19 protein-coding genes and 1 pseudogene are annotated in these 23,850 nt (G+C 60.5%); 11 read left to right on the top strand and 9 right to left on the bottom strand.

From position 1 onward, the window contains the following. Positions 1–185 precede the first annotated feature (185 nt). Genes NKI72_RS30485 through NKI72_RS30470 form a run of 4 tightly spaced genes read left to right on the top strand, consistent with a single transcriptional unit; the run spans position 186 to position 4,276 of the window. A complete protein-coding gene (locus tag NKI72_RS30485; RefSeq protein WP_352851677.1) occupies positions 186–545 on the top strand; it encodes a hypothetical protein in 360 nt (119 codons plus the stop codon). A 14-nt stretch (positions 546–559) separates the two neighbouring features. Further along, positions 560–1,831, top strand: a complete 1,272-nt coding sequence (locus NKI72_RS30480; RefSeq protein WP_352851675.1) for a glycosyltransferase family 4 protein — start codon at positions 560–562, stop codon at positions 1,829–1,831. Beyond that, positions 1,822–3,156, top strand: coding sequence for a lipopolysaccharide biosynthesis protein (locus NKI72_RS30475; protein ID WP_352851673.1), 1,335 nt, complete (start codon positions 1,822–1,824; stop codon positions 3,154–3,156). Before NKI72_RS30480 ends, NKI72_RS30475 begins: the two co-directional genes overlap by 10 nt. A gap of 13 nt (positions 3,157–3,169) precedes the next feature. After that, positions 3,170–4,276 (top strand): acyltransferase family protein, encoded by a 1,107-nt coding sequence (locus tag NKI72_RS30470; protein WP_352851671.1) that lies wholly within the window; start codon positions 3,170–3,172, stop codon positions 4,274–4,276. Positions 4,277–4,565: 289 nt separating this feature from the next. Here the strand turns inward: NKI72_RS30470 and NKI72_RS30465 are convergent, their stop codons facing one another. The 5 genes from NKI72_RS30465 to NKI72_RS30445 form a co-directional block, all read right to left on the bottom strand. Beyond that, a complete protein-coding gene (locus NKI72_RS30465; RefSeq protein WP_352837423.1) occupies positions 4,566–5,441 on the bottom strand; it encodes a hypothetical protein in 876 nt (291 codons plus the stop codon). 427 nt (positions 5,442–5,868) lie between these two features. Continuing rightward, positions 5,869–7,131: an NAD(P)-binding domain-containing protein gene (locus NKI72_RS30460; RefSeq protein WP_352851669.1), complete on the bottom strand. Its 1,263-nt coding sequence runs from the start codon at positions 7,129–7,131 to the stop codon at positions 5,869–5,871. Between the two features lie 122 nt (positions 7,132–7,253). Next, positions 7,254–8,543, bottom strand: coding sequence for a GNAT family N-acetyltransferase (locus NKI72_RS30455; protein WP_352837429.1), 1,290 nt, complete (start codon positions 8,541–8,543; stop codon positions 7,254–7,256). A gap of 138 nt (positions 8,544–8,681) precedes the next feature. Then, the gene (locus NKI72_RS30450; RefSeq protein ID WP_352837432.1) at positions 8,682–9,434 is read right to left on the bottom strand and encodes a class I SAM-dependent methyltransferase; all 753 of its coding nucleotides are present in this window, start codon (positions 9,432–9,434) and stop codon (positions 8,682–8,684) included. Between the two features lie 71 nt (positions 9,435–9,505). Further along, positions 9,506–11,491, bottom strand: coding sequence for a polysaccharide biosynthesis/export family protein (locus tag NKI72_RS30445; protein ID WP_352837435.1), 1,986 nt, complete (start codon positions 11,489–11,491; stop codon positions 9,506–9,508). Between the two features lie 1,229 nt (positions 11,492–12,720). Here NKI72_RS30445 and NKI72_RS30440 point away from each other — a divergent pair. Next, positions 12,721–13,554 (top strand): LuxR C-terminal-related transcriptional regulator, encoded by an 834-nt coding sequence (locus tag NKI72_RS30440; RefSeq protein ID WP_352837310.1) that lies wholly within the window; start codon positions 12,721–12,723, stop codon positions 13,552–13,554. Between the two features lie 822 nt (positions 13,555–14,376). Continuing rightward, complete coding sequence (locus NKI72_RS30435; RefSeq protein WP_352837313.1) at positions 14,377–14,811, top strand: hypothetical protein; 435 nt, start codon at positions 14,377–14,379, stop codon at positions 14,809–14,811. Between the two features lie 277 nt (positions 14,812–15,088). Here NKI72_RS30435 and NKI72_RS30430 read toward each other — a convergent pair whose 3' ends face one another. From NKI72_RS30430 to NKI72_RS30420, 3 genes are all read right to left on the bottom strand, one after another. Continuing rightward, positions 15,089–15,856, bottom strand: coding sequence for a helix-turn-helix transcriptional regulator (locus NKI72_RS30430; protein WP_352851667.1), 768 nt, complete (start codon positions 15,854–15,856; stop codon positions 15,089–15,091). Positions 15,857–16,767: 911 nt separating this feature from the next. Then, positions 16,768–17,472 carry a Crp/Fnr family transcriptional regulator gene (locus tag NKI72_RS30425; protein ID WP_352772349.1) on the bottom strand — a complete coding sequence of 235 codons (705 nt, stop codon included), beginning with the start codon at positions 17,470–17,472 and terminating at the stop codon, positions 16,768–16,770. 158 nt (positions 17,473–17,630) lie between these two features. After that, positions 17,631–18,305, bottom strand: a complete 675-nt coding sequence (locus NKI72_RS30420; protein ID WP_352772372.1) for a protein-L-isoaspartate(D-aspartate) O-methyltransferase — start codon at positions 18,303–18,305, stop codon at positions 17,631–17,633. A gap of 549 nt (positions 18,306–18,854) precedes the next feature. On the opposite strand from NKI72_RS30420, the gene NKI72_RS30415 reads away from it, so the two are divergent. Both NKI72_RS30415 and NKI72_RS30410 read left to right on the top strand, forming a co-directional pair. After that, a complete protein-coding gene (locus NKI72_RS30415; protein ID WP_352772346.1) occupies positions 18,855–19,244 on the top strand; it encodes an antitoxin Xre/MbcA/ParS toxin-binding domain-containing protein in 390 nt (129 codons plus the stop codon). After that, a complete protein-coding gene (locus NKI72_RS30410) occupies positions 19,241–19,759 on the top strand; it encodes an RES family NAD+ phosphorylase (RefSeq protein ID WP_352772344.1) in 519 nt (172 codons plus the stop codon). The genes NKI72_RS30415 and NKI72_RS30410 overlap by 4 nt, the downstream gene beginning before the upstream one ends. 34 nt (positions 19,760–19,793) lie before the next feature. On the opposite strand, the pseudogene NKI72_RS30405 reads toward NKI72_RS30410, so the two are convergent. Then, positions 19,794–20,891, bottom strand: a pseudogene (locus NKI72_RS30405) (site-specific integrase); the annotation flags it as partial. Positions 20,892–21,509: 618 nt separating this feature from the next. Here NKI72_RS30405 and NKI72_RS35530 point away from each other — a divergent pair. The 3 genes from NKI72_RS35530 (at position 21,510) to NKI72_RS30385 (ending at position 23,683) form a co-directional block, all read left to right on the top strand. Next, positions 21,510–22,385, top strand: a complete 876-nt coding sequence (locus NKI72_RS35530) for a DUF1612 domain-containing protein (RefSeq protein ID WP_502895747.1) — start codon at positions 21,510–21,512, stop codon at positions 22,383–22,385. Between the two features lie 110 nt (positions 22,386–22,495). Next, a complete protein-coding gene (locus NKI72_RS30390; protein ID WP_352851665.1) occupies positions 22,496–22,993 on the top strand; it encodes an RES family NAD+ phosphorylase in 498 nt (165 codons plus the stop codon). Between the two features lie 324 nt (positions 22,994–23,317). After that, a complete protein-coding gene (locus NKI72_RS30385) occupies positions 23,318–23,683 on the top strand; it encodes a VOC family protein (RefSeq protein ID WP_352616595.1) in 366 nt (121 codons plus the stop codon). The last annotated feature ends 167 nt before the right edge of the window (positions 23,684–23,850 follow it).

Below are 23,850 nucleotides of genomic sequence, written 5' to 3'. Positions count from 1 at the left end.
CGGCGGGAATCGCGGGGGGCTGTGCTTTCAAGGCCTCAGTGTACATTCGCCCGCTCGGCTGGGCGGTGTGTTGCGGGGCGGGCCGGCCGGCCGGGGGCCGGGTGGCAACCTGCTGCCGCGACACTCCCGATCTGCCAGCCTGGCCGGCTCCGTCGCGGGTTCGGCTCTGGCAGGGGGCCGCGCTCATGCTAGCGGTGCTTGTGGCGACCGGAGCCTACGCGCTGGCCGTCCGGGACGAAGCGGCCTTTCGGGAATTCAAATATACCGAGTTTTGGATGTTGCCATCGGCCAGTGGCGAGTCCGGCCGGATTACCGTTGGCATCAGGAGCGCCGAGACCCAACCTCAGCGATTCGACGTGGAAATCACCCTTGATGGGCAACCGTTCGCCGTTTTCCGATCGATCGCTGTCGCGCCGGGCGACATCTGGGCGCGGGAAATCCCGGTGCCTGCCTTGGCAACTCGCCAGACGGCCGAGGCGCGGCTCTATCGACCGGAAGACAACCGGCTCTATCGCAGCGTTTCGACGCTGGTGCCGCCCATCTGAAATGAGGGTTGACCATGCGCATCCTGCTGCTATCGCAGTTCTATCCCCCGGTGATCGGGGGAGAGGAGCGGCACGTCCGCAATCTCGGCGCCGCGCTGGCGCAGCGGGGCCATCATGTCAGCGTCGGGACCTTGATGCATCCCGGATCGCCCGAAACCGAGTTGGACGGCGCGGTTCGCGTGCATCGCCTGCGCGGCACGCTCCAGCGTCTGTCGGGCCTCCACATCGATCCCGAGCGCCGCCACGCACCACCCTTCCCGGATCCCGAACTGGTGCTTGCACTGAAGCGGCTGGTCGCCCGGGAGCAGCCGGACATCGTCCATGCCCATAACTGGATCTACGCGTCCTTCTTGCCGCTTAAAAGTCAGAGCGGGGCACGCCTTGTGGTGACGCTGCACGATTACGGCCTTGTCTGCGCCAAGAAGAACTTCATGCACTTGGGCACCAATCTCTGCAGTGGCCCAGCGCCGGCCAAGTGCTTACCTTGCGCAACCGCGCATTACGGGGCCATGAAGGCAGCCGGGATAACGTCGAGCAACTGGGCCTCGAGCTTCGCCGCTCGCCGTCTGGTGGACCGCTTCATCGCGGTGAGCCACTCGGTGGCGCGTCACACCGGGCTTACCCCAGGCCGCTACGAGGTCATCCCCAACTTCGTGCCCGACGATGTCGGGGTGCTTGGCCCGGAAGATCCCGGCTTGCGAGAGGAGCTGCCTGCGGGTGGATTCATCCTGTTCGTCGGCGACATGATGCGTCTCAAGGGCATTCGCGTTCTCCTGCAAGCATACGCGAGCCTGTTGCAGGCACCGCAGCTAGTCCTGATTGGGCGCCGGGTCGCCGATACGCCAACCGAGTTTCCGCCGAACGTCCGCGTCCTCGGTGCGTGGCCGCATTCCGCCATCATGCATGCATGGCGCCGCTCACTGTTCGGCGTGCTGCCCTCGATCGGACCGGAAGCCTGCGCAACGGTCATCATGGAAGCGATGGCGTCCGGCAAGGCAGTCGTCGCAACCGATGCCGGCGGCATGCCGGATCTCGTGGATCATGGGGAGACAGGGCTTCTCGTGCCGCCCGGTGACGCGCACGCCCTGGCCCACGCGATGCAAACACTTCTGGGTGACCGCGCCTTGCTCGCCCGGCTGGGGGCGACAAGCCTCGCCAGGGTCGGGCGCCTCAAGGCCGGAGCGGTCGTGACCAGGATCGAGCAGGTCTACCGGGACGTCCTGCGTCCAGCCACCAGGTCAGCGGCGCCGACGCAGCAAGGTGCGGGAGAGCCATCATGCCAGTAGACCTCGTCGGGACCACCATTATTCGCGTCCGACGAGAGTTTGGAAGGAGCGCCGCGCTTGTGCTGAATTCCGGCGCTCTGGCGATCGGAACGATTGCAGCGGCCGGTCTTGGGTTTGTCTATTGGTGGTTCGCGGCCCAGCTGTTTCCGCCGGAGGTGATCGGCAAGGCCTCCGCCCTCCTGTCCGTGATGGGGCTCGTCGGACTGCTGGGAGAGGGCGGGCTTGGGACCCTGTTGGTGGGTGAAATCGTACGGCATCCAGGCAGGGAGCGCGGCCTAGTCGCCGCGGCGGCGTGCGTTGGAGTGGCGCTGGCGGTCGGCCTGGCCTTGTCGTTCGTCTTCGGGCACGCGTACCTCGACAGCTCGATCGGGCCGATCGGCGGCTGGTTCGAGGGTGTTGCGTTCGTCCTCGGCTGCGCCCTGACAGTTCTCGGCATCCTGGCAGACCAGGCGTTCGTCGGCAACTTGCGCAGCACCGACAGGATGATCCGGCAAGTGCTGTTCTCCACGTCCAAGCTGATGCTGATCGCCGGCGCTGCGGCCGCCGGGTGCACCTCCAGTGCCGCGGTTCTTCTGACCTGGGTGGCCGGCCTGCTGGCGTCCTTTGTCGGCGTCGATCTCTTGACCCGGGGCGGGGGGCGTCATCTTGTTGGACCTCCGGATTTCCAGCTGCTCCATATCCTCCGACGCAAGGTGGTCGACCATTACGCGCTCGATGTGGCCTTGCAGGCCCCCAGCGTCATCATGCCCTACCTTGTCCTGATTCTCTTGTCGCCGACCACAAATGCCGCCTTCGTGTCGTTGTGGATGCTGATCTCCATGGCGTCATCGATTCCAGCAGCCATGGCCACGGTCCTATTCCCCGTGGTCAGGGCGTGCCCGAAACAATCGAGACACGATGTCCTTGTATCGGTGGCGGCGTCATTGCTCTTTTCGCTGGTCTGCGCCGTCGTGGTCTTCACCTTTTCGCAGCAGATGCTTGCGGTCTTCAATCCAGCCTATCCTGAGATCGCCGGTTCGAGTCTGCGCTTTCTCGGCTTCAGCCTGTTGGGATCAACGCTCAAATTTCATGCCTGTACGCTGGCGCGGTTGGGCGACAGGATGCGCAAGGCATCGCGCTGGTTCGCGCTTGGCGGATTGCTGGAGCTGTGCTTGGTGATCGCAGGCGCAAAGCTTGATGGGCTTCAAGGCCTGGTTCTGGGCTGGACGATCGCCGTCAGCATCGAGGGTGCGTGTGCTGCCCTGATCTTGGGCTTCGCGATGAAACTGGATTCTGCCGCCGGCCCTGTGCACGAAGAATCTACCACCTCGCCGCTCCAGCCTTGAGGAGACATCGGTCATGGCGCAAGGTTATCGACCGCAATTGGATGGCCTGCGGGCCATAGCGATCGGACTCGTCGGTCTCGAGCACTTTGGCGGGCCGTGGATCAGAACGCACTTCCCGGTCGGAGCGGGAGCTCTGGGCGTCCAACTGTTCTTCGTCCTGAGCGGCTTTCTGATTACGCGGAATCTGCTATCCAGGCTGGAGCAAGCCCCTGCGGGCGAAACCATCCGCCGGTTCTATATCGGCCGGGCAGTTCGCTTGATGCCGGCGTACTACCTGACCCTGCTGGTCCTGTTCGTTCTGGGGATGCCCGAGGTTCACGACTTCATTCTTTGGCATCTAACCTACACGAGCAACTATCTCGCCGCGGCCGGAGGCCCACTCCTGGTGTTCTGGTCTCTCGCTGTGGAGGAGCAATTCTATCTGTTGCTGCCCCTGCTGATTCTGCTGTCCGGGCGCAATGCCGCGCGAGTGGCGGTATTCCTGATCGGCACCGGGCTACTGTTGCGCATATTGGTTCTGGCCACCCCGATCGACCGGTTTGCTTTCGAGCTCTCGATCTTCGGCAAATTCGAGATCCTCGGGCTGGGCGTGCTTATTGGGGCGCTATCCTATGCCGAGTCGAGGAGAGGGCGCCGCCTCCGAGCCGGTCCGGGCTGGTGGTTGGCCGGCCTGGCATGCCTCGCGTTCCAATGCGTCGCTTGGTACGTCGCTGGCAATGGCATCCTGCGCCACCTCACATTCAACCTGACGGTCGGGGTTTATTTTGCCTGTCTGGTGGTGCAGGCCGATGCGGAGCGGCCAGGCTTGCTCGCGCGGTTCAGCGGTTTCAGGTTCGTTCGCTTCGTCGGCAAAATCTCTTATGGTATCTACCTCACGCACTTGTTTTTTCTGAAGCTTTTCGAGTCCAGCACGGTCGTCGAGTGGTTCGGAACCATTCCCCTTTGGGGTCAAGGGCTGAGTGCCGTCGTGCTGAGCCTGTGCCTTCCGACCGTCTCATGGTTCCTGATGGAGTCCCCGCTGCTCAAGCTAAAGGAGCGCGTGCTGGACGGACGCGAGGCCGTTGCCGTCCGGATGGCGCCGAACGACAAGACCTCACAGACCCCGAGCCGCGCCGGCTAGACGGAGCTTTCTGGGTTCGCCGGACGCAAGTCTTTGATTTGGCGATCTGAGTCCCTGTCCGGCTGTGTCGCTGTGGGGTGTAGGTAGCGGCGAGGATGTCGCGGGCCTTCTTCTGGATAAGAGTAGGCCGGGTTATGATGCTGAAGGGGCCTTCCCGCCCACTACTTGGGTGGTCGGCCGGGCCGTTTGAGGGTTGGCGGCACCGGAGGGGTGGAGTGGCACACCGGCGTCACGCCCGTGGCGGCCGACAGGCCCATCAACTCCACGGCGGCAGATGGCACGCAGACGGTCAGCACTTCAGCCCGGATTGTTCTTTCCGGCAGATTGAAATGGGTGTTGTTTTGGCGCGGCGGCGGATGAGGCGGCGCAGCGCTTCTTTCGCGCCTCTTGCTGTCTCCAGCAGGGCCGGACCTGGATCGTCCCAGCGCCAGTAGGCGTTGTGAATCCGGTGACGCGGTGGATAGTAGCAGCCGGCGCCAAGGAACCGCGCCGAGACGAAATCCCTGAATTCGTCGCGCCAGACGTGGGTCGGATCAAGCTCTAAGGGTGGGTATGGCTGCCCGGCGGCATCGCAATAGCCGACATGACAGAGATTGATGCCACAGAGGGCCGAGATCTCCACCTGCCCATCGACACGGCCAACAGTTGGCTCGACAAACCGAAAGCCGCCGTCACGCTGGTCGCGCTTGTACTCCATGCTGGCGAAGCCGTTTGTCAAACCGATTGATCGAAAAAAGCGGATTGTAAGATCCTCCAGTTCCTCGGCGACTTCCGGCGCCGCCCAACAACTAGCGGTGAGGCCGATTTGAGGTGGCCAGGAACGGCCCTTGCGGCCGGTAAAGGCGACCGAAGCACCCGGGCGCAGGTAGCACAGGCAAAAGTAGATGGAATCATTCGACCCCTCGATCCACTCCTGAACAATCACCTCCCCCACCGCGCCCAACACTTGCTCGCAGAGCAACCGAGCGTCGGCTTGGGTCCCGATGCGATAGGCCTTCTTAAAAGAGCCGTCATACGCCGGGGAACGGCTGTTTGGCTTCACGCAAAATGGAGGCCGAAGGTCACGCAGGCCGTTCAGGTCACTTTGGTTTTGGACCAAGAGAGTTCTTGGCACCGGAAACCCACCCCGCTGGGCCAGACGAAAAAACGGTTCCTTCAGAGTCAAGTCGACGAGCAATCCGTGGAGTGGGAGTTGGAAGCCGAACCAGGGAGCTACACGGTCACGGTGCCGCGACACAGCCAATAGTGGGCGGTCATCGGCAAATATTATTATGCCTCCATGAGGCATTCCTTCTCCTAGTCGAATTAATTCCTCTACAAACTCTTCGTCGTTAAATGTGGCAACGGTAACTCGTCTGGCATATCGCGATATAGCTGCCACATCATATTTTGTGTCAACGATTACAATCGGCCGAAGCCCCGCGTGAGCCAAGCTGCGTACAGCGGACAGGCCGTTTATTCCTCCTCCTAATACTAAGGGCGTGGGTGCGCCGCCGGCTGCTAGAGCGTGCTGCCGCAGATTTCTCACCTGACCAAGCATGATAGCCCCAATCCTAGCGAGTGGCTTCCCTCGGTTGGTTTAAGTTGAGTGTTCACAGGTATTTCCGGGCTGAAGATGTCGACACAGGGGGGCGGCGCTGCCCCGCACTCGTGCGAGGGGATTCTCGCCACGGCCTAGGCCGCAGACTCGCCAGTTGCTTTGATATCGTGCGAGAGGTGAAGTCGGTGCCAAAGACGAAACGCATGACTGGTCCAAACGTGGCAGTCGACACATGCCCGATGAAATACAGTCCCGGGATGGACGACTCGAAGTTTGCGGACAGCCTCGGAGTTCTTCCGACAAGACGCAGCTGTTCGACAATTGCAGAGCTTAAGAAAGGAAAACGACGCACGTCGGCCTTGTATCCGGTCGCCGCGATTACATGGTCTGCCTCTACGATTTGAGTGTTACCGTCTATGGAGAGCAATCTTACTTGTACTCCGTGCTCTGATGTTCTCACCTCCTGCGGGGAGCGTCCCATAAGCAAAGGAACAGTTTCTGCCCGATGTTTCATCGGCTCGCCTCCCGACGGAGATGGAAACGTTTCTGCCATTTCAAGCCGATAGGACTCGGGGAAATATCGGAATAGCCAAGGCAAGTCTGCGCACAATCGATGCTTCCAACCCGGGCCAATTCCAGAAATGGGGCGTGCCAGACGGCGTATCACTGGGTGCGAGCCCGAGCCCCCCCATCGGCCACTGTAAATGATGGCTGGCTTGCGCGAGATAAGCTGAACGGTTACCCGCGCTTCGTTCAAAAGCACCGCTATATCTATTGCGGATGCTCCGCTTCCGAGTACCGCGACACGCTGCCCCTGGAATCTCTCGAGGTCGTGAACATCAGCGGCATGCGACAGCTTATCGCTGGGCAGAGCGGAGAACAGCTCCGGGATATGGCGGAAATAGGTCAGGCCTGTTGCGATCACCACCTTGCGCGTCCTGAAGGATAATCCGCTCTTCATGCGAAGATCGAATCCTTCTGGAGCCGGAATCAAGGAAACGAGTTCCTCGTCTTCGACATCCGGCACGCAGCATTTTTGGAACGCCACCCCGTAGGCGGAAAACGTCTCCAGCGGAATTGGGAGATCCAAATGGTCGTAGGGACTGCCGTGCTCGATGCAGAATTGCCTAAGAGTAAAGGCCTGCTCGGGATCAGAAAGGTTTGATGCGAACCCAGCCGATTTGAGTAGCATGCCTTTCGGCATCTTGCTCTTCCAGCTCTCCATCGGGCTGCCGATTATCCGGTAATCAACGCCCAGCCCGCGCAAGTGCGCTGCTAGCGACAGTCCATACGGGCCAGCACCGACAACGATCACGTCGCATGATCTAGACAAATCGCACCTCCCGTTGGTCCTCGCCTGCCGAAGGGCCGAAACCGCCTACCGATTGTCCAAGAACCTGCCCGCCATCGTTGGTACAGAGTTCTTTAATCGGCGCTTCAAGCCGCAGCCTCTTTCATTTTCGTAGCAATCATCGCTAGCACCCGCTTGGCACCGCGCAGCTTTGCCTCGATGCGGCGCTCTGGACTGTCTCTGCCTATTGCAATCCACTTCATGGGATGCTCCGCATTGGCCAGGTGGGACTTGTGCCCGGAGAAGCCTGCGAGAAAATCGTAGCCGCACTCCCCGCGTCTGATACTGTCCTCAATAGCCAGAACATGGCTGATAAGCCCGGGCTTGAGCCGGCCGTCCCGCTCATACAGAAAGCCGCTTTGATAGTTAAGAACACGGCCGTCATGCACGAAATTGTACAAGACCCCAATTGTCTGGTCCCCGGCCAACGTCCGTGAGATGCGGACGGACCCCGTGGAAACTCCTCGCTTAATGAGCTCCTCGTGAAACCGACGGAAGCTCGGATTGGCAAAGGATCCCTTGCGTCCCCAACGCGCCTGATGAAGGTCGGCAAGCAAATCAAATGCGGCGAGTGCCTCCGATGTCGTTTCCATATTCCGGCACTCAATGGGGCCGCGCTCCGCATATAACCGAATGGCCCGGCTCACCGCTTGGCGAGTATTGCGGCCCAAAGTTGCGCGGAAATTCCCGCCTTTCTGGCGGACTTCAGCAAAATCAATCCACCGCGCCGTATCGTCCGCTCTCACCTCGGTAAGGAGCCCAGCCCTGCCTGCGGTGCGACAAGCGGCCAACTCGAAGTCCGGATCAATTCCGGAGAGCACCAGTTGATCAGAGCGGCGCAAGTGAAGCGTCAAGGCCTCGATGCATGCCACCCGAGTGGCATCGGCCAGGGATCGCTCCGCAAGAATATCGTTGTACTCGATGAACAATCGATCGAATCGAACATCTCCGGTTTCATTGAGCAGCCAACGCGCCCGCGCATGCCGCCCGAAACTCCACGCCCTCCGCCGGCAAATAATCGCCAACCCAACGATCCTGCTTGGCGTCCGAGCGACCAGAACAAGTGGTTGCGCGCCCCCCGGCAGATGCCGCAGCCAAGTTCCGATCCAGAGCCAGGACAGATAGAATGAGTGAGTTGCTCGCGCTTCGAGCTCCTTCCAAGCGGTCTCGAGTGTCGCGATGTCCGGCAAGGCCGCCACTGTAACGTCGATGACTGTATCCTCGCGCATGGCTTGTTCTACTGAAGCGACACGATAGTGTTCCGCACCAATGGCTGAGACATCGAGAGATCCTGACGTACAGCCATCTTCCTGAAACTTTGCGCATTGCGGCGGGAATGCCAGGAGTATCCTCGCTGCGCGCTGCTGTTCGTCCATGAAGCACTCGGGGGTTGTCCCATTTGGAGAAGTTTCGTATCGCCAGCGTGGGAAGTGAAGACCCTATTCCTGACTACTCACGGCGGGCTAGCCTACGCCAAGTTCCGAACTCCTGAGCGGAGGCGGAATAAACGCGATCTAGTGTTCCGGCCGCCGGAAGACGAATTGCCATGCCCAAGGCATGATGCCCAGCCGACTATGAAACTGAGCGGCCCAGCGCAGGGCCTTGGGAATAGCGTCTGCCCGATAGTTGAAGTCCCGGGCCAACACCGTCGAGAAGCCTGCCGCGGCGGCGGCTTTCTTCACATGCCGCATCGTAATGATGAAGAAGTGAGCCTTCTCGAAGTCCCATCCCGTCGGTGTCAGCCTCCAGTAAATCGGCTGAAGCTTCCGGGGCACGAAACCAAAGAACGGCAGGCGACTGTGGGATTCGATCGGGAAATACGGGTTGGGGATCTGCCCGACCAGGATCCCGCCCGGAGCCAACACCCGGTAGATCTCCGTCATGCTTGCGTCGTGCAGGGCCGGCTTGAGGTGCTCGAAAACGTTCGCCAGGGCGACGCAGTCAAAGCTTTCATTCACGAAGGGCAGGGAGTGGGCGACGCCCGGGAGCATCTCCAGGCCGGCTTCGGACCGCGTCGGGCGCTCAAGATCCGGTTCGATGCCCTGCCAGCTCAGCGCGGTCGCGGCGGCGTAGCGGTCGGTCAGTTCCCCATTTTGGCACCCGACATCCAGCGCGTTGCCGGTGCAGAAGTGGACGTGTTCGTCGATGAGGCGGCTCAGGCTGCCGGCGAGGTGGTGGTTTCGCGCTTCCCACTCTTCTTCCGATTGCAGAACACCCCGGCCGTGGAGGGCATCCCCCTTCTGTTTCGTCCCGATGAGCTTATCCATTCAACCAATCTCCTTCCGGGCATCAATTGGGACCGATCCTCTTCTCCGCCATCACGCGGGAAGGCTCGACATCAAGGCTCGACATCGTTTGGATTGGACGCGGCCGGCAAGCTCCCGCCGGCCAGCGACGAGGTCGGGACTGGCGAACCGGCCGGCTCTCTTGGCTCGCTTTCGCCCACGATGATGTTGATGAGGTCGCCGGGTTGCAACAGGGTCATCCCAACGGACTCGATACTGACCGGCCCGGCTGTCGATTGCCGCACGATTTGATAGGTTACGCTGTTCACGTCCTTCGCAAACTGGGCGCGGGTCACCGGCAACGTGTACAGGACACCTTCGCTGACGTTCAACTCGCGCACATTGGCCGCGATCTGGCTCTCCGTGGTCTCGATCTCGACCTCCAGATCGTTCCTGAGGTCGGCGCGGATTCGCAACACCTCAGACTCCAGCGAAGCGAGGCGCTGCTTGACGCTCGAGTACTGGTTGAGGGCGTCCCGCCGACGCTGTTCCGCGTCGGACAACTCACTCTGGATCTGATCCATCACCGTCTTGCTGAGAACTTTGCGGTCCACGAGAGTGCGCATGCTGTTTACGCGCTCCTGGCGCAGTTTGACCAGTTCGTTGAGCGACTCCATGCGCCCATAAGCGACAACATCCTGCTTGGCCGCCTCCAGCGCACGCACGGTCGCGCGCTCACGGTCCTTGCGGGCCGTGGCGAGGGCCCTGCGCCGGTCGCTCTGCTCGTTGATGAGGTTGGCAGCTTCGGTCGCGCCGGCCAACTCCAGCAACTGGCGCGGGATAGTGGGTGCCGTACCGTCGCGCTCGGCCTTCAGCACCGCCGTTCGCGCGAGCAATTTCAACATGGCATCAATCGCCCCGCTCCGCTTCTCGGTCTCACGCACAGCTTCGATCTTCTGCCACGGCTCGCTCTCGGCCCGGTTGAGTCCGCCGGCCAGCGCGATCGCGTGGAGGATCGTCATGCCGGCCGCGTACTTGAACGAGCCTGGATTCTTCACCGGCCCCAGCACGTAAATTGGCGGGCGTTCCAACGGCAGGATATTGACCAGCCCCTTGCGCCCCAGCAATTGATTAAAGGTTTCCACTAGGTCGGCTTGCACCTGTTGCGTCGACCGATTGGCGACCGGAATGGAGCCAAGCAAGGGCACGGAAATCGTGCCGTCCTCTTGGACAATATATTCGCCGCTCAGTTCCGGACGCTGCAGGATGCCGTGCAAGGCCGAGGACGCGCCCCCCCACTTATCTTCCTCGATTTCGACGCGCTCGTAGAACACGACCTTGAGGCGGTCGCCGACGCCGAACAGGGCTCTGGTTGCCACGCCTGGCGCCTTGCTGAGGGTTTTCCGGCTCTCGGCACTGGTGGGGACGGCAGGGACGACGGTCCGCTCGACCGACGCCGTGGCCGATGCATCCGGTCCCGTGCTGAGGGTTTTGGGGGGCTCGGCATTGGGGACCGCAGGGACTGCGCTCCGTTCGACCGACGCCACCGTCGACGCATCCGGTCCCGACACGAGCGCGCGGGAGGGTTCGGCAGTGGCGTGGACCGGTTGTTCTTGCCAGTTATCGATGGCAGCAGACACCTTCTGCACCGCGGCTCCGGAGACATACTCAACCTTCTGCAGCACGGTTTCGGAGACGTCCTCGACGTTCCGCACCAAGGTTTCGGAGACATCCTGGACCTTACGCTCCACGGTTTTGGAGACGTCCTCAACGTTCCGCACCACGACTCCGGAGGCATCCTCAACCGTCTGTGCCACGGCTCCGGAGGCATCCTCAACCGTCTGTGCCACGGCTCCGGAGACATCCTCGACCTTCTGCATCACGGCTCCGGAGACATCCTTGACCTGTGCCACGGCTCTGGAAACAACCTCGATTGCCGCTAAGTTTTTTATTGCCGCTAAGTTTTTGGCCGCGGCCCCTCCCAGGGCGGCGACCCCGGAAAGCCCGAAGACAAGCAGGGCGGCCTTCAACTCCCTGCGGTGGGCCGCCTGTGACGAGGGAGTGACGGGGTCGGAATTGAATTTTGTATCCACGGCCATGGCGTGTGGCTTTCACTTTCAATGGTGGCCAGCCCGTCCCGACCTGGCGAGCATCGGTCGACGAGGAAGGCTCTGCCTTATCGTGACCCTTCACCGGCAGCGGCACAACTATCCCTTTGTAGGCACTCCTTCCGGATAAACAGCCCCTCGGGTGAACTCGTCCAATGAGCAGATTGCTGCGCTGAAGGAGACCCTCTTTGATGGCAAACGGGACAAAGGCGATCGGACGCAACGAGAGCGGGAAATATTGGTCCGACGCAGCATCTCGACCGCCTGCGGCCCCAACATGCATTCGCAGAATGGCTGGGCCGTCTCCAACTTCGTCATCCAGGCCCTGGAGAACGAGCTGATCACGATCTCCGGCTCCTATTCGCAAAATTCAATCATTCTGCTACGCCGATGACTTGATCGACGGCTTGACTCGCCTGATGAATGAAGAGGCGACCTCGACGAAGCCGTCAATCTTGACAATCCTATCGAGGTAGCAATAGCAGAACTGGCCCGCCTCACTCATTCTCTCGCCGGATCTCACCAGGCTCGAATTCCGGCCCCTGCCAAAGGACTTCCCCGCCAGCGCTGCCCCGATATGGGTCGCCCCAGGGCCGCGCCAGGCAACTCCTCTATTGCTCAGCGCAGGTGCAACGCAAGGAGCGGCTCGGCAGACCATCGCCCATTTCGATGGCCGGAAGGCACCCGTGCTTGCGTGCTGTTGTGTGCGCTGCGCCGCATCGCCCTGGTCCGCACCCAGTCGCCACCGCCAGCTGTGGCACTTTGCTCCTCAAGTTGGTGAAGCTCGGGCGCTGGTCAGGATCAGCGCGCGCCGCGTCGCCTTCTCCTCGGCTTGCGCCGTCATCCCAAAATGGCGGCTGGTCGCGGCGCGGCCCCCTGGACCCGCGGTTCTCCCGCCTGACACGCCGCGCCGCCCCGCGCCAGACCGGCGGCACCACCCGCGCGCCACGGGAGACCAGGCCCGCAACTCTCGCGGCCCGCGCATCCGGCGCCACCATGGTGCTGGCTGCCGCCCGGAGCGGCTGGAAAGCCAGGGCTCGCACCTCACTAAGGCCTCAGGCCTGAGAATCCGGGGTACCCCTCGACGAAGCTACCCTACGCCTAAAGAGGGTGTTCTTGTCTAGGGTTTTCCTAGCGTAAGGTAACACGGTCAAAAAAGAAACTATGCGAGGAGCGCCTTGCGAGACGTGCGTACCTCAATCGCGTCAGGGGAGGCTACGATGACAACGAAATCCTTGGTGACCACAAAGTCTTTTATAACAGTGCTTGTCAGCCAAAGCGAGTTACTCCGAGAGGGCCTTGTTCTAATTCTGGACGCAGCAAAGTTTCGCATTCTTTTCTCTGCGGCTTGTGTTCACGACCTTCTGCAGAAGGCGCTACCCAAGCACCGGTCCATCTTACTCATCATGGATGTCGACGGTACTGACGCGGATGCTGGATTCGCACAAATTTCAGAATTTAAAGGGATTTATCCGACCAGCCATGTCGTTGCGCTAGCCGATCACTGTCGACCGAACGATATAGTTTCAGCCCTTCGTGCGGGGGCGGACGCGTATTTGACAAAAGTTGCCGCTCACGACACTTTCATCAAAGCTCTCGAATTGGTTATGCTAGGTCAGACGGTGCTACCTGCAGAAACTTCGACGTTTATTCAGGACATAAGACATGGTCTGAAATATGATGCGGTAAATGACTTTACAAATGTGGCTGTTTCAATAGAGAGCGCTGATCGAGAACCATCAATGTTGTCAACTCGGGAAGATTGTATTATACGTTGCTTGATAGGAGGGGAATCTAACAAAACAATCGCGCGCAAGATTAACATCGCCGAAGCGACGGTGAAGGTGCACGTGAAGGCCATCCTTCGAAAGATTCGGGTCGGCAACCGCACCCAGGCTGCAGTTTGGGCGATGAACCATGGTATGCTCACTTCCGATCCAGGCAATGGCCCATCAGGGACCGAACAGATGGCAACTCAGCCTTCTCCCCATCCGCAAGAGCTACTTGAAGCACAAAAGGAGTACCACCTTGTCAAGAACACTCATCCGATGTGACCGCCTCCGCGTCTTGACACATCGCCCTTCAGGCTGGTGACCTGTACTGCATTATGCTGCCGCACGAAGGAGACCCCGGTCGACCGATGCGACGAGAATCCCGATGCTCAAAACCGCAACTTTGAGATGGTCTCAGGTCCCAGCAACCACACCTTTCTACGACGCACTTTCCAAAGCTACGCCCTGATACGAGCTTCCGCGGTCAAGAACGTGTAGGTTAAAATCACCCCCGGCGATGGTAGCGTAAGGAGGGTGCAGTAGAGACGGGATCGCAATGGGGACGCTGCGGTGGACCCGTCAACGGGACCGCGACCCGGCCTTTGTGATTGCCGTCGCGGATTTCGATGACAGCTACTTCCCCGCCCACAGCCGATCGATAAAGCAGCGGCTGACCGATGCAAGATCACGGTTTCATCCCGACGTGGTGTTGACCCAGGCCAGGTTCGACGCCATCAGGGCCAGCGGGAGGTCAACCAACTGACCTGGATGTCTTCCGTGATCATCCGGTGCTCGAATACGAGATCCCGAAATTGGGACTGCGACCTTTGCCACCCCAATGCCTACGTGCCGCTCACGGCCGATGTGCTGGAACGCAAGATGAGCCCGTCGACGCGCACTTCGGAACGCTGCGCTCCAGGGACTGGTTCGACGGTTCGACCGCCAGACACTCGCTGGGCTTGCGAGGTTGCGCGGGATGGACTGCCGGGCACCCGAGCATTTCGCCGGGGCTTTCACGCTCCGGAAGGCCAAAATTCTTTAGCAGTTTGCACACATTCTCTCGCAAAAAACTTGCGGGGCGACCATCGAAAAATGGAGTGGGCCTTGAACTCATCGGGCGATCTGCTAAATATTCGTCTACGGCGGTCCGACAAAAAGACGTCTACAAGGAAAGATAGTTCAGAACTAGTCATTCAAGCCGACCGTTTTTCTATCCATTTTGAAGTTAAGGGATTCATCAAAGTGGGCAAGGCAAAAATTAGTCCTGGATTTTCGTTCAAGAAAGCCCGGATCGGAACGGTCGAGGGCGGAGAATCCGGGGTTCTGGTGTGGAAATGGGACCAACTGGTCGCGGTCCTTACCCGGATCGACGAGGAAGCCTACTCCACGAAAGGCAAATGGTTCCTCGAAACAGGCTTCGGGCTGCTGAGCGGGCAGCACAAGAATTTCGATACGATCGAAGAAGCCATAAGATGGGTGGCCAGACACACTTTCCCTGACGCTGCAGATGGATCGGCGGATTCAGCGGCAGGAAGTTAACCCGAATCGCGGTCAGCTTCCGAGCTGGCGGAAATTGCGCATTTCCCTTTTCAAGCGGTCGTCCTCCAGGCCAGTTTCCTTGTCGGCTGGAATCTTCTTGGCTTTGCGTGCCGCCCTGTGCAGGTCCCAGCGAAGCCCTTCGGCGACACCGAGACCCGTTTGTCAGACGCCGTCACCTTATTGGTCCGCAATCGAAGTGAGGTCGTGCTCATCACCGCCAGTCACCGTCGCCGGCCGCCTCGTCGCGGGTATAGCGATTCACCCGAGGCTGGCCGTCTTATCGCTTGGGAGACGCTTCAGCAACAGTTTCTTCCGTGAAGAGATCGTTGACTTTGCAGGCGACTTCCGTGCGGTTGGTCGCCTTCAGCTTCTTCATGATATTTCGGATGTGGACCTTCACGGTGCTTTCGCGCAGGTTCAGTTCGTAAGCGATGATCTTGTTAGCCTTTCCGCGCCGGAGCGCTTGGGCGACCTCGGCCTGCCTGAGCGTGAACATGCCTTTCAAAGGCTGCGTGTCGGGGCTGTCCGAACCTATCAGGTGGCGCATGCAAAGGACACTGCTCGCAGGGACGAAGATGCCTCCCGCTGCCGCGAGGTTGATAGCCTCGACACAGACGTCGATTTCGACCGAGGTCGGAATATAGCCGCGTGCGCCGCATTCGAGAGCGGTCAGTATGTGTGCAAGATCTTCGGTGTCGGCCAGGATAACCACAGGGACTGATTTGAATTCGGACGAAATATGCCTAATCTCGTCTGCGATGCCATGATCGGTGACCTTTCGGCCGCCAAGGTTGAAGAGTATGGCTGCAAGGGGAGGTGCCGAGCCCTTCTTCACGCGCCATTCATCGATCGAACCCATGGCGGCGATCTCCATGCCGAGTTCGTGGTCCGCGAGAGCCGATGCGAGACACTCGCGGCCTAGAGCCCGTCCGTCCAGGATGAGGAGGCATCCTCTGCCTCCTTGGCCGTGGACGCTTTCCGTTCCGCTGGACAGCACTCCTGACCGATTGGCCGTGTGTTTATGCCGCCCTGCTGTGGAACCCATGTCAATCCCCAATCTTTTCGCACAGGCCGCGTTGCGGCTGCCAAAACACCCCTCATTCTTCGCAATCTGAAAGCTTGAATACGCTGCCCTGTGTTTGAATGCGCTTGTGATTGAACACCCAGCCCTTGTGAAAGCGTGAGCTCACCAGCAGTTTCAGCAGTTCTTCACCCCTAGCCGAGAACAGCTTGTGCAGCCTATCGTCTATTTATAAGCGTTCTCTAACATAAGTTAATTTTTAGAAAATTTCGCCTCGACGGTCGCCTGAGGACATGTGTTGAGACCGCGTCACCCCGCGTTGAAGCTCCCGCGAGTTCGATCGTGACGCGCGGTCCGGTCAGATTCAATCCCTTTGGCCATGTGCCAACCCTTGAAATGATTCCCGACCGCTTAAGGAATGCCAAGGAGTGGGATAGCTCTGCGAGGTTGACTAACCGGGTAGGCGATGATGCCATTCTCAGGATGGGACCGCTCAGCCAAACCCCAGCAGCCATTCGAGGGAGGATCGGTAGTTCCTCGCGATTGCGGACGAGAATTCCTGAAGGTGGATATTGGCATGACGAGGGCGCAGTTCGTGGCATCCGTGGCCAGTCCGAGAACACCCGGCTGTATCTGCCGCCGTTTATGGCCAGCTTACGCGCATTTCGGCAGCACCTTCTCCTCATGCGATAGGCCATGGTGCCGTCGGTCATGATAATCGGGCCTTTGCGGCTGCCCTCGTCAAGATAGACTGCGGCGAGCTAGGCCCACTACCAGCCCGGACATCGTCTGGAACTGCCCCAGCGACGACGCACTGTCGTCTTCCAGCAGAAATTTTGCTGATGGCCTATGCGCTGGCGCCCAGCACCGCGCCGCAGGGGGCGACGCGAAAACCCTGCTGGAGACGGTTGAACCCGAGCTAGAGGGAATAACCTTTACCTGAGGTACTCGCTGTCGAATCCGGCTGTTTTGACCAGCTTCTTGCGGTTGATCACCTCTACATAGCCTGCCTTGAAAGCGACGAGATCGGCCTTGCGGAGTTCCCCCAACGTCCGATTGAGGTGAACGGTGGTCATTCCGAGAATGTCGGCCAATTCGTGCTGGGTAAGCGGACACTCATATCGTCCATGGGCCGACAGGCCAACGATCGAGAGCCTCTCCTCCAACTCGAGCAGGAAATGGGCGGTGCGGCTCATCGCGTTCCGCCGTCCGGCATTCATGAGATGTTCGGTAAGGATGGCGTTCAGGCGGGCCAGGGAGCAGGCGATGGTCTTGCCGAGCCGGCCTTCCGACAAGATGGCCTCTACCAGTTTCTTGCTGGAAATTTCATAAACAGCTAGTTCGGTTATGGAGGCTAGGGACGCTAAACGAGGTCCGTCCACGGAACGGAAACCGACAATGTCCCCCCGCAGAGGAGTGTCGATGATCTGCCGTTCTCCGTCCAGCAGTCCGCGGTAAAGGAGGGCCCAACCCGATTTTACGATGAATATCCCATCGTTATTGTCATCCTGGCGGCATATCACGGAATGGGGTTTGTAAATTCTTGCGGTAACACCGAGAAAATCGTTGTTACCCCAATCGTCCTTCGAGAATGTCCCCCCTACGGGATGCGAGTGTATGAACTGCAACAGTGTTTGCATGTTGCTTCAATTTCCGCACAACCTACAATAATTACTCCCGTACGAGTTCGACAGAAGGACCACCCACGGTAGAGGCAGGATGGCCTACTGTCCTCGTCTGTTTGAATGAAGTAGATTGACGGTTGGAAAAGCGCGGTCGCGCCAGTTATCGCACCTCACTAGACGGTTTCGAGCCGGCTGAACCGAACCGGGATGAGTTTCCGGGTCTCGAGCTGCCCTGCCGCATCCTTGTCGATGACAGTCAGAAACTGTGCTTCTTTAGATCCCAAAGGCAGAACCAGCCGTCCCCCCGGCTTGAGTTGCTTCAGAAAAGCCGGCGGTGTCTGCTCAGCCGCCGCCGTGACAAGAATCTTGTCGAATGGGGCGTGCTCGGGCCAGCCGCGAGACCCGTCTCCGACACGAATGCCGACATTGGATAAGCCTAGCTCCTGCAGGAGAGCCTCCGCACGGCTTACGAATTCCTCGACGATTTCTACGCTCCAAACCTGCCCGGCGAGTTGCGCGAGGATTGCGGTTTGATAGCCCAGGCCAGTGCCGATCTCGAGCACCGCCTCGTTCGATTGGGGAGCAAGGAGATCGGTCATGAGAGCGACGATGAATGGCTGCGAGACGGTTTTATCGAAGCCGATCGGCAGCGGCATGTCCTGGTAGGCATAAGGTGCAACCGAGGCTGGCACGAAGCGATGCCGCGGCACTCGCCGCATCGCTGCCATCACCCGCTCATCGAGCGCCGCCTTGCCGAGTTCTTCGCTTGCAAGGTCGGTATGGATTGCAATCATCTCGACCATGTGCCTGCGTAGGACCGCGAGGTGCTCTTCGTTCATTGGCTTCATGACGGTGGGGCCTTCCTCAACCAGCTTGCTGCCGGTGAGCATTATATCCTGTTCGTCACGGTAGCGCCCGCCATCGTTTCCATTACGGTGCCCAGGGCAAACATGGGTGAGCGTCTTGGCAGGCTATCGCTGGCGGCGACCCTGGAGATTCTGGGCGCTATATCGCCATAGCGGTGTGTCACACATGCGACCATCGCGCATCAGCTTCGCCAGCACCGGCCGGCAGGGCGATGGGCCGGAGCCGTGCTCCTGGTGGGCGAGGCCTTGACCTCGTCGACCTGGGCGTCGGTCGCCCGATCCTCGGTCGAGACGCGGGGATCGCCAATGGGCGGCCGATCGGGAGAACTGGACATTGTGCGTGCATTGGCCGGTTTCGGGGCCGTTTTTGGATTTTTGTACACACAAGGAATGTGCCAGAACATGAACGTGTGAATGCGTCTGGAGAGGCCTCAACGACGTCTCATCAGCCAACCGAGGCTTGTAATCCGTCACTAATGCCATATCTTACGCACAAGGAATGTGCCTCTGGATATGGCAAGGGGGACAGGGATGACCCAAGCATTGAAAGTTCCAGTTCAGAACGAACCGTTAGTGCTGTCCTATATGGATCGGGCTGGGAAGATCGCTGTCGCCCAGGTTGCGGATGGATTCGGTATGTCCAAAGGTCAGCTTGCCGAAACGGCGGGTCTTGCGCGGGAAACCCTCTATAGGATTGAGCGTAGCCGTGCTGCAAAGACGCAAGGTCGCCTTCGTGAAATGCTTGAGATCATCAGCAGGGTGATCGACTGGGCTGGAGGCAAGGAGCAGGCGATGGCCTGGTACCGAGCCCAGCCGATACCGGCATTCGGCGGGCGGACGGCGGAAGCTCTGGTCAAGGAAGGCAAGGCCAGCGCGGTTCGCGACTACCTGGATCATGTCGCCGTTGGTGGCTTTGCTTGAGGTTTGCCGGAATTTGCCACCGCGCCCATGATCCGCGCTGGTCCTTCCAGCCTATCTCAGGCGACGGAGCGGCTATTCGGGGCGCCAGGTTCAACCCGAAAGGTGTGCCTACGCTTTATCTGGCGCTCGACATCGTGACGGCCGTGAAGGAGGCCAATCAGGGTTTTGCACATCGCATTGATCCCTGCGTGCTTTGCTCATACGAGATCGATTGCGATGACATTGTCGACCTGAGGACGGCGCAAGGCCAGGCCGACGCCGGGATCCGGTTCGAAGATATGGCTTGTGCCTGGATGGATTTTCTCGCCCATGGCAAACGGCCGCCCTCATGGAGCATCCATGACCGCCTCGTTGCTGAAGGCAAGTTCGGCATTCTCGCGCCCAGCTTCGCGCCAGGTGCCGGCACATGTGATCAGAACCTCGTGCTATGGAGCTGGGGCGAGGTGCTCCCGCACCAGGTCAAGGTGATCGATCCGGGAGGCCGGCTGCCCCGGAAGCAATTGTCCTGGAGCTAACGCCGCAAGGGTCGGATCGAATTGCGACTGAGGGGATTATCCGCGCCGCCCGCGCGAGCGTGCGTTCCGCGTCATTGTAATAGTTTGAGGCCTGCTGCACGGAGCGATGCTGCGACTGCTGCAAGGCTTCGGGCAGCGGAATGCCGCGGCGTGCGGTTTCGGCGAGATAGCCGGAGCGCGAGCCGTGGGCGGAGAAGGCTTGCGGATGGGGCCCGGCCTCGGCGGTGCGCCGCTTCAGGATCAGATTGACGGCCTGTGGCGTCAGGGCGGGCGCGCGCTTCGAGATTGCCCAAGTGGTCGATGCCGCGAAACACGGCGCCGTCGCTGATCCCGGCGCGCGCCAGCCAGTCCTTCAAGACCAGCACAGGCCGGCCGACGAGCAGCACGAAAGCGTCGCTGTCGGCTTGCGTCGTCTCTGTGCGGCCGAGCCGTATCGACAGGCATGGCAATTTATCGCCGTCGGGAGCGTTGGGATCCGCCGGAACCGGGTCTTCGTCGACCAGCTTTCGACGCGAAGAGCAGAAATTTCGCTGCGACGCTGGCCGCCGGAGGCCAAGGCGGTGATGAGAATCGGGCGATCCCTGACGTCGACGAGCCGGTCGCCGGCGCATGTTTTCAGGAGGGCGGCCAGAATATCGGCGGTCATAGCGTTCCTGCTCTTGCAGCCGCGGACGGGCGCTGGCGCGCACCGCCAGTTTGATCGCGCTCTGCAGCCCCGGCGCATTGAATTCCCGACAGGTTTCGCCATTTGGTCAAGATTGACCAGCTCGACAGCCGCCGGCGCACGGTGAACGACGCGTGCGGTTTTTGTCACCCGTAACAGGCCCTGGGCTACCAGCGATGCCGCTACGTCAGCCGGCATGCCCTGCGCCAGGTCGGCCTCGCGTTTCGAAAAATCCCAAACGTGGTGAGCGATGAATTTGAGGAGCAGGGATTCCGGCGCCGGCCAAGGCAGAGGCTGTCCGGTGGTGGCCAGCGACCAGGCGTCGAGATAGCCGAGGTCGGAGGCGAGCGCGCGGAGGGAGTTTTTGCCGATGCGTTCCTGGGCCAGATGGCGCAGCATCGCGACGTCGTGGTCGGTCAGGATTTCGGCCAAAGGATCGCGGCGGTCGAAGGGCAGCACCGAATCCAATGCGAGTTGAGCGCCTTGGTGCGTCGAACACCATTGCCCGGTGGCCGAGCGACGCGGTCAGTCGCCATTCGCGAGCGGTACGAGAATTCGGACTGCCTAGCCGCGCGGCAACTGCGAGCTTGCGATCGAGGGTGGCCAGCGGCAACGCGGTTTCAATTGCCAGCGTACTGCCCCTGGAAACCCTGATCGGGCCCGTCGCACGCGCGACCGAGGTTTTGGTCCGTCTCGACGAGCGGTTGGCCCATTCGCCAGTCCGCGACGGCTTGTCGAGCTCCAGCATTTTGCCGACGCGGCCTCTGCCCTTTGGCTGGAGGGCGAGCTCGTGCACCTCGAGGATCTCGTGTTGCACGACGCCCATATGGACATCCGCACGCCAACCCACGAACTCACCCGCGCACATGCGGTGCTGCGAACCCGCCGGCGGTTTTGGCGCTGGCCGGCCGCGGCGGCGCCATGCCGGCGGCGGCGGGCCAAAAAAGCCGAGACGGGGAGGGGGCTGGAGCCAGCTCTTTTGAAGCCGATGGTCGTGATGATGCTGAGGACGATCGTCTGGCCGAAGAATTTGCCGAGATCGATGCCGTCCTGGCGCGCTCATCAAAGATCCTGAACGGAGCCAACGTGCCTGGTCGAAAAGAGGAAACGTCACGACGTGAACGGCCGGAGCCGCAAAGCAGCCTGATCTACGATCTCGACTGGAATGAAGAGGAACGCCTGGCCGAATGGCAGGCCGTGCTCGCCGACACGCGGGAGTGGCCATTGGTGACGCGCCGCGATCCTGCTCGAGGCCTGGTCGGACATCGAGGTGCTGCAGCATGCCACCTGGCTCGGGCCATTGCTTGTGGCTGCACTGCTGCGCCAGGAGGGTCTCGCGGCCCACCATCTCGCCACCTGCATCTCGGCGCCAAGAACATTCCGCGCGAGCGGCGGCGGGCGCGCAACTGCTCGGACCGGTTGCTGGCTTTTGTCGACGCCATCCACGACGCAGCACTGGTCGGCCTGAAGGAACATGATCGGCTGGTGCCGGTCGAAGAGCAACCGATCGCTTCAGACAATACTTTTCCCGTCGAGGACACGGGCATGCCCGATGCCGAACTCGAGGCGGCTCTCGCCGGAGCGCGCGCGCGTGGCCGCAAGCGTGTCGCCGAAATTGTCGCCGGCGAGGACATGTTGAGCGCGGATGCCTTTGCCAAGCTGCTCGGCACGTCGCGGGTGACGGTCAACGCCAGGCGGCAAAGCGGACGGGTGCTCGGGATCAATGGCGCCAAGCGCGGTTTCCGCTTTCCTGTCTGGCAACTCGACAAGGACGGTCGTCCCTTCGGCGCATTGCCGGCGCTGCATGCCATGTTGGGCAATAGTGCCTGGGCCGTCTATCGGTTTCTGGTGTCGCGCCATGGCGCCCTCGATGGCCGGACCGGCCTTCGAGCCCTTCAACAAGGCGATGACGCCTCGGTTTTGGCCGCGGCGGAAGGCATGGCCAGGGGCGATTTCGACTGAATGCCCGGCTTCCACCTCCACCCGATTTTGGGCGTGCAAAGCTCGAAATCGAGACCATACCGCGCGGTCGGACGTTCGGTCGGATCTACTGGAGCACCTATCCTGATCCATTGGGGTACGGGAAGTCGCCGAGCCGGTTCAGCGATCCTCGACGCCGTCTTGACGCCAACCGGTTTGGCATTCTTTACCTCGGCAACTCCCTGAAGGTGTGCTTCCTCGAGACCGTGTTCCGCGACCGCCGCGAAGCAATCCTTGACGATCTTCCAATAGAGGAGGTGGAACTGACCCGACGGCGCTATGCGCAGATCACGACCAACGCGGACCTGCGCCTGGTCGATCTCAGAGGCGACAATGCCGTTCGAATGGGCGTGCCGACCGATGTCGTTCGCGCACAGCGCCAGAACCTGGCACGCCGGTGGTCACTGGCGTTTCACGAGCAGCCATCTCAGCCCGACGGGATCATTTATCCCTCGCGCCTCAATGAGGCGACCAATCTTGCCATTTACGATCGCGCGGTACCGAAGCTTCAGGCGAAGCGTGTTATGGCCCTTCTCGGCGCGCGAGGGCTGGCTCAGGTCCTGGAGGATTTCAGGGTGGGGTTGGTGTGAAGATGCAGCTCGTATCCGTATCGCTTGGCGAAGATGGCTGTAGCGCCAGAAGCGTCCACTAAGCCGGAGCAACGGAACGACCGATGTGGGGCCGGAAGTAGACGATCCGGTTCTGGAATGAACTAGCACAAAGCTGCATTCCGCCGACGATGTCGTCGTATAGGTGTCATAAACACCGCAGAAATACGACCTGTGTCCAAAAACCCTCATCCGACTATTTCGGCTGGCATCCAGACAGCCCGCTTCTGCACTCTGCTCCACCGACAGGGAAACCTTCGCGCGAGTTGACTGTTGTTGTAGCTACAAGACAGAGGAGAAGGTTGAATGGCATCCGTCCGATACATCGTTGCGGACGTCAATGAGGCGGTCGCGTTCTATCGAGACAATCTCGATTTCAAGATCGACATGCACAATCCGGGTAAGTTCGCCGCGCTGCTGCGCGATGACTTGACGCTGTATCTCAGTGCCCCAGGTGCGGGGAGCGGTGGTCAGGCGGGCGGCGATCCGAAGCCAGGTGGGTGGAACCGATTTATGATCGTTACGAACGAGATCGATGTCCTTATTGAGCGGTTGCGCCGGGCTGATGCAAGATTCCGCGGCGAAATCAGCGACGGCGGTGCCGGCCGCGCAATCTTGCTCGAAGATCCATCGGGCAACGTCATCGAGCTATTCGAGTTCAAGAAGGACTGAGCCTGACGTAAAGCTTGGCGGCGGACAGTTAGTTTTGGTACGTCTGCTCATGGTCATGTCGCCTCCCGGAGAACGAACATGAAGTAATCGCGGAAGCGGTGGCCACCTGAGATGTGGCGGCGATGTTCGAACATCTGGCCGGCTGGCTGTCCTCCGATAGGATGAAG

Origin of the sequence: Mesorhizobium sp. M0437 (assembly GCF_040321335.1) — a bacterium.
Classification (GTDB): domain Bacteria; phylum Pseudomonadota; class Alphaproteobacteria; order Rhizobiales; family Rhizobiaceae; genus Mesorhizobium.
Note: the sequence above shows the minus strand (reverse complement) of the source record. Positions and strands in the feature narration are given on the sequence as shown.

Bases quoted from the DNA above. Each gene is read 5' to 3' on its own strand.
- NKI72_RS30485 (WP_352851677.1), top strand. From the start codon at position 186: ATGCTAGCGGTGCTTGTGGCGACCGGAGCCTACGCGCTGGCCGTCCGG.
- NKI72_RS30480 (WP_352851675.1), top strand. From the start codon at position 560: ATGCGCATCCTGCTGCTATCGCAGTTCTATCCCCCGGTGATCGGGGGA.
- NKI72_RS30475 (WP_352851673.1), top strand. From the start codon at position 1,822: ATGCCAGTAGACCTCGTCGGGACCACCATTATTCGCGTCCGACGAGAG.
- NKI72_RS30470 (WP_352851671.1), top strand. From the start codon at position 3,170: ATGGCGCAAGGTTATCGACCGCAATTGGATGGCCTGCGGGCCATAGCG.
- NKI72_RS30455 (WP_352837429.1), bottom strand. From the start codon at position 8,543: ATGGACGAACAGCAGCGCGCAGCGAGGATACTCCTGGCATTCCCGCCG.
- NKI72_RS30450 (WP_352837432.1), bottom strand. From the start codon at position 9,434: ATGGATAAGCTCATCGGGACGAAACAGAAGGGGGATGCCCTCCACGGC.
- NKI72_RS30445 (WP_352837435.1), bottom strand. From the start codon at position 11,491: ATGGCCGTGGATACAAAATTCAATTCCGACCCCGTCACTCCCTCGTCA.
- NKI72_RS30440 (WP_352837310.1), top strand. From the start codon at position 12,721: ATGACAACGAAATCCTTGGTGACCACAAAGTCTTTTATAACAGTGCTT.
- NKI72_RS30430 (WP_352851667.1), bottom strand. From the start codon at position 15,856: ATGGGTTCCACAGCAGGGCGGCATAAACACACGGCCAATCGGTCAGGA.
- NKI72_RS30425 (WP_352772349.1), bottom strand. From the start codon at position 17,472: ATGCAAACACTGTTGCAGTTCATACACTCGCATCCCGTAGGGGGGACA.
- NKI72_RS30420 (WP_352772372.1), bottom strand. From the start codon at position 18,305: ATGAAGCCAATGAACGAAGAGCACCTCGCGGTCCTACGCAGGCACATG.
- NKI72_RS30415 (WP_352772346.1), top strand. From the start codon at position 18,855: ATGACCCAAGCATTGAAAGTTCCAGTTCAGAACGAACCGTTAGTGCTG.
- NKI72_RS30385 (WP_352616595.1), top strand. From the start codon at position 23,318: ATGGCATCCGTCCGATACATCGTTGCGGACGTCAATGAGGCGGTCGCG.